The following is a 4,645-nucleotide window of genomic DNA, read 5'->3' on the forward strand; positions in this document are numbered from 1 at the left end:
GTAACGATGAACCCTGTAGGAGCGAGGCTTGCCCGCGAAGCTTTTAAGCCCTCTCCCAAACCTCGAAGTTGTAGGCCGGTTTGTCATCCACCGCCGGGTTTTCCACATTGGAAACCAGCTTCCAGTCCTTCGCCTCGAACTCCGGAAACCACGCATCCCCGTCCGGGCTCAGCGCCACGCGGGTCAGGTACAGGCGATCGGCCTGGGCCATGCCTTGGGCATAGAGCTGCGCCCCGCCAATCAGCATCAGCTCATCGACACCCTGCGCCTTCGCCCATTCTTCGGCGCGGGCCACGGCGGTTTCCAGCGACGGGTAGACCTCAGCGCCTTCGAGCTGCAGACCGGCCTGACGGCTGACCACGATGTTCAAGCGACCCGGCAGCGGGCGACCGAGGGAATCCCAGGTCTTGCGACCCATGATGATCGGCTTGCCCAGGGTGGTGGCCTTGAAGTATTTGAAGTCCCCCGGCAGGTGCCAGGGCATGCTGTTGTCGACGCCGATCACGCGGTTTTCACCGAGGGCTGCGATCAGGCTGAGGGGGAGTGATTTAGTCATGCCGGCGAGGATACCAGAGGCGTCCGTACCCCGATAAGCGCCACAGCGGTTATGCTCACAGCTCAATTAAGCGACGGGATGCCGCGTGACTGAACTGAATAACCTCTGGCTCACGGAAACCATCCGCCTGCGCGAAGAGCACGCAGGGCCCCTGGAAGATCTGGAAGCCAATCGCCTGGCCCGCAGCGCCGGCGGCGATCTGCCGACGCGCATTCAACGCCGGGCCCTGTGGCTGGCCGAGCGGGATGGCTTGAGCAGCGCGCTCACCCATTGGCTGCAAGGGGCACGCCTGGCGCTGCTCGTACTTGCAGTTCTGGCCGTGCTCAGCGGTGCGGGTTTGGCTTTTGCCGCATTGGGCGACGGGCAAACGCCGGTCAATGTGTTCTGGGCCTTGGGCAGCCTGCTCGGGCTGAATCTGATTCTGCTATTGAGCTGGGCCTTCGGCCTGTTGTTCGCTGGCGAGCATGGCGCCAGCCTTGGCCGCTTGTGGCTGTGGCTCAGCGAAAAACTCGCCCGGGACGCTAAAGCCGCGCAGCTCGCTCCCACCCTGCTCCTGCTGTTGCAACGGCAGAAACTCAATCGCTGGGCCATCGGCGTGCTGGTCAACGGCTTGTGGCTGCTGGCGATGCTCAGTGCGCTGGTGATGCTGCTGACGTTGATGGCCACCCGGCGCTACGGCTTTGTCTGGGAAACCACCATCCTCGGCGGCAACACCTTCGTCGGCCTGACCCAAGGCCTCGGCGCCCTGCCATCCCTGCTCGGATTCAGTGTGCCCACGACCGAAATGATCCGCGCCAGTGGCGACGCCGCGCTGAATATCGAAAGCGCACGGCAAGCCTGGGCCGGTTGGCTGGTGGGTGTGCTGCTGGTGTACGGCGTGCTGCCGCGCCTGCTGCTGGCGCTGTTTTGCCTGTGGCGCTGGAAGTCCGGCAAGGCGGCCTTGCACCTGGACCTGAACCTGCCCGGCTACGCGCAACTGCGCGAACGCTTGATGCCCACCAGCGAACGCCTGGGCATCAGCGATGCGGCGCCCGAGCAGCTTCATCGGGTCGAAAGCGGCGTCAGCGAGGCCCAGTCCGATGGCGCGCTGCTGGTGGCCATCGAACTGGACGATCAGCGCCCATGGCCACCGCAACTGCCGAAAAATGTCATCAATGCCGGCATCCTCGACAGCCGCGAATCGCGGAACAAACTGCTCGAACAATTGAGCCGCTTTCCCCCTGCGCGTCTGGCCATTGCCTGCGATCCGCAGCGTTCGCCGGATCGCGGCAGTCTTGCCTTGATCGCCGAACTGGCCCGCAGCGCTGCTGCCACTCGCGTGTGGCTGCTGCAAGCGCCGCCCGGCGAAGCGCTGGATGCCGACCGCCTCGGCGACTGGCATGCGGCGCTGCAACAGCTGGACATTCCATTCGCCGATAGCGCGCCGCTGAACTGGCTGGAGAGCGGTCATGACTGATGGCACAAACGCGCCGCTGAAACTGGCCGTGGTCGGCCACACCAACGTCGGCAAGACCTCGTTGCTGCGCACCCTGACCCGCGACGTCGGCTTCGGCGAAGTCTCCCATCGCCCCAGCACCACTCGCCACGTCGAGGGCGCGCGGCTGTCGGTGAACGGCGAGCCGTTGCTCGATCTCTTCGACACGCCGGGCCTTGAAGACGCCATCGCCCTGCTCGATTACCTCGAGCGCGTGGAGCGTCCCGGCGAACGCCTCGACGGCCCGGCTCGACTGGCGCGATTCCTCGAAGGCAGCGAAGCGCGGCAACGATTCGAACAGGAAGCCAAGGTGCTGCGCCAGTTGCTCACCTGCGATGCCGGCCTCTACGTAATCGACGCCCGCGAGCCGGTATTGGCCAAGTACCGCGACGAACTGGAAGTGTTGGCCAGCTGCGGCAAACCGCTGTTGCCGGTGCTGAATTTCGTCAGCAGCGCCAACCACCGCGAACCGGCCTGGCGTGAAGCCCTGGCGCGGCTGGGCCTGCATGCGCTGGTGCGCTTCGACAGCGTGGCGCCCCCCGAAGATGGCGAACGCCGACTCTATGAAAGCCTCGCGCTGTTGCTCGAACACGCGCGGCCACAGTTGGAACGTCTGATTGCCGATCAACAGGCACAACGCCAGGCGCGTCATCAGAGTGCCGGGCGATTGATCGCGGAACTGCTGATCGACTGCGCGGCTTGCCGGCGCAGCGTGGCCAGCGAGGCCGAGCAGGAACAGCAGGCGATCAGCGAACTACGCCAGGCCGTACGTCAGCGGGAACAGCGCTGTGTCGAAGCCCTGCTCAAGCTCTACGCCTTCCGCCCGCAGGACGCGGCCACCAGTGACTTGCCGTTGCTCGACGGGCGTTGGGGTGATGACCTGTTCAATCCGGAAACGCTAAAGCAATTGGGCGTGCGAGTCGGCGGCGGGATCGCGGCGGGTGCGGCGGCCGGGGCGGGTGTGGATTTGCTGGTGGGTGGTTTGACCCTCGGTGCTGCTGCACTGGCAGGCGCCATTGCCGGCGGCGCGCTGCAAACCGCGCGCAGTTATGGCAGCCGGTTGCTGGGCAAGATCAAGGGGCAGCGCGAGTTGACGGTGGATGACAGCGTGTTGCGCTTGTTGGCGTTGCGCCAAAGGCAGTTGCTGCAAGCCCTGGAAGCCCGTGGGCATGCTGCGATGGAGAGCATTCAGGTGGCGACGCCTCAGGATAAATCCTGGCGCGAGGGCAAGTTGCCTGAAGCCTTGAACAGAGCGCGGGCGCATCCGCAGTGGTCGTCGATCAACGGACAGGCAAAGCTGAATCAGCCAGAGCGCCAGGAACAAATCGAACTACTGGCCAAATCCCTGTAGGAGCTGTCGAGTGAAACGAGGCTGCGATCTTTTGATCTGCTCTTAAAAAGCAAAGTCAAAAGATCGCAGCCTTCGGCAGCTCCTACAGGGGTGGTGGGGGGTTAGAGGGTGAACTTCATGAATTCCCGCACCAAAGCATTCACTCGGGTGCGATCCGTGCGGTTGGCGTGGCCGTCGTTGTCGATGTCGGAAACCAGCACGATCTCGAAGCCGCCGTCGTTATCCAGATCATGCACCGCCGCCTTGTAGGCAATGATCGGCCCTTCGTGGAAATGCAGCCGCACCGACTCCGGCGTGCCGTCGCCGGATGGATTCAGCGAGAACATGCGCATGTGTCGCTCCTCGCCTTCACCCTCGTTGAACCACCGGCATTTCAGGTAGTTGGTGCCGAAGGTCCGCAGCAGCCGAACCTCGGCGTCCGTCACGTCGCGCAGAAATTTATCGTCTTCAAAAACCTGGTAGTGCAGCGTCTCTGCTTCGCCGCTGCCGTCTCGATCCTGTGCAATCACTTTCAAATAGCGCATCGAATGACCTCCATGTGGAAGGCTCAGATTGAGCCTTGCCAACGAGGCGCTCCATGCAACAGATTCGGCGATACCTGTAGGACTGTTCAGCCAGCCGTGCGGGACAAGACGCTGATTGCCTTACGCTTGAGCACATCCAGATCCAGCACCGGCACGTGCATTTCCTTGGCCAGTTCATCCCACTGGCGCATGCGCAGGCTTACCTCGCACAACGGGTCCTGCTCGAAGGCATCGGCCTCGGCGTCGGTCATCACCCCGCCCTGATACTCCAGCGTGCGACGGCTGGCTTCGCTCAGGCGTGCGTAGTAGCCCGGCTCCCTCAGCGTCAGGTAACGCTTGGCCTGGACGTGATATTCCACCAGACGCGCCATGCGTTCGCTGAAGCCCGCGCTGCGCAGGTAGTCGGCGCCCAGCCGTTCGTGGCTGACCACGCCATAGCCGCCCATATTCTCGGCATCTTCGGCGCAGATGTGCCCGATGTCGTGGAAGAACGCGGCGAGCACCACTTCATCATCAAAGCCTTCGGCCATGGCGCATTGCGCGGCCTGGGACATGTGCTCGATCTGCGACACCGGCTCGCCGATGTAGTCGCTGCTGCCGAAGCGTTCGTACAGGGCGAAGACCTTGGCGACGGTTTGTTCGTTGGGGTTCATCAGAAGGCTCTCGATGAATTGGGATTTGTGGTGAAGGGTAGACCGTCTTCGCGGGCAAGCCTCGCTCCTACAGGTAGCGATGAACCC

The 4,645-nt window shown here is 63.5% G+C and carries 5 protein-coding genes; 2 read left to right on the forward strand and 3 right to left on the reverse strand.

The features are described 5' to 3' along the window. Nucleotides 1–43: 43 nt before the first annotated feature. Nucleotides 44–556 carry a dihydrofolate reductase gene (locus ACW9JE_RS28830; RefSeq protein WP_457434693.1) on the reverse strand — a complete coding sequence of 171 codons (513 nt, stop codon included), beginning with the start codon at nucleotides 554–556 and terminating at the stop codon, nucleotides 44–46. 85 nt (nucleotides 557–641) lie between these two features. On the opposite strand from ACW9JE_RS28830, the gene ACW9JE_RS28835 reads away from it, so the two are divergent. Together ACW9JE_RS28835 and ACW9JE_RS28840 are read left to right on the forward strand one after the other, a co-directional pair. Further along, nucleotides 642–2,012 carry a DUF2868 domain-containing protein gene (locus ACW9JE_RS28835; RefSeq protein WP_457434694.1) on the forward strand — a complete coding sequence of 457 codons (1,371 nt, stop codon included), beginning with the start codon at nucleotides 642–644 and terminating at the stop codon, nucleotides 2,010–2,012. Then, nucleotides 2,005–3,381 carry a GTPase/DUF3482 domain-containing protein gene (locus ACW9JE_RS28840; protein ID WP_457434695.1) on the forward strand — a complete coding sequence of 459 codons (1,377 nt, stop codon included), beginning with the start codon at nucleotides 2,005–2,007 and terminating at the stop codon, nucleotides 3,379–3,381. Before ACW9JE_RS28835 ends, ACW9JE_RS28840 begins: the two co-directional genes overlap by 8 nt. 101 nt (nucleotides 3,382–3,482) lie before the next feature. Here the strand turns inward: ACW9JE_RS28840 and ACW9JE_RS28845 are convergent, their stop codons facing one another. Together ACW9JE_RS28845 and ACW9JE_RS28850 are read right to left on the reverse strand one after the other, a co-directional pair. Beyond that, nucleotides 3,483–3,905, reverse strand: a complete 423-nt coding sequence (locus ACW9JE_RS28845) for a hypothetical protein (RefSeq protein ID WP_457434696.1) — start codon at nucleotides 3,903–3,905, stop codon at nucleotides 3,483–3,485. An 86-nt stretch (nucleotides 3,906–3,991) separates the two neighbouring features. Next, nucleotides 3,992–4,558, reverse strand: a complete 567-nt coding sequence (locus tag ACW9JE_RS28850) for a phosphonate degradation HD-domain oxygenase (RefSeq protein ID WP_457434697.1) — start codon at nucleotides 4,556–4,558, stop codon at nucleotides 3,992–3,994. Between the last annotated feature and the right edge of the window lie 87 nt (nucleotides 4,559–4,645).

It is taken from the genome of Pseudomonas sp. SDO55104_S430, assembly GCF_054070595.1.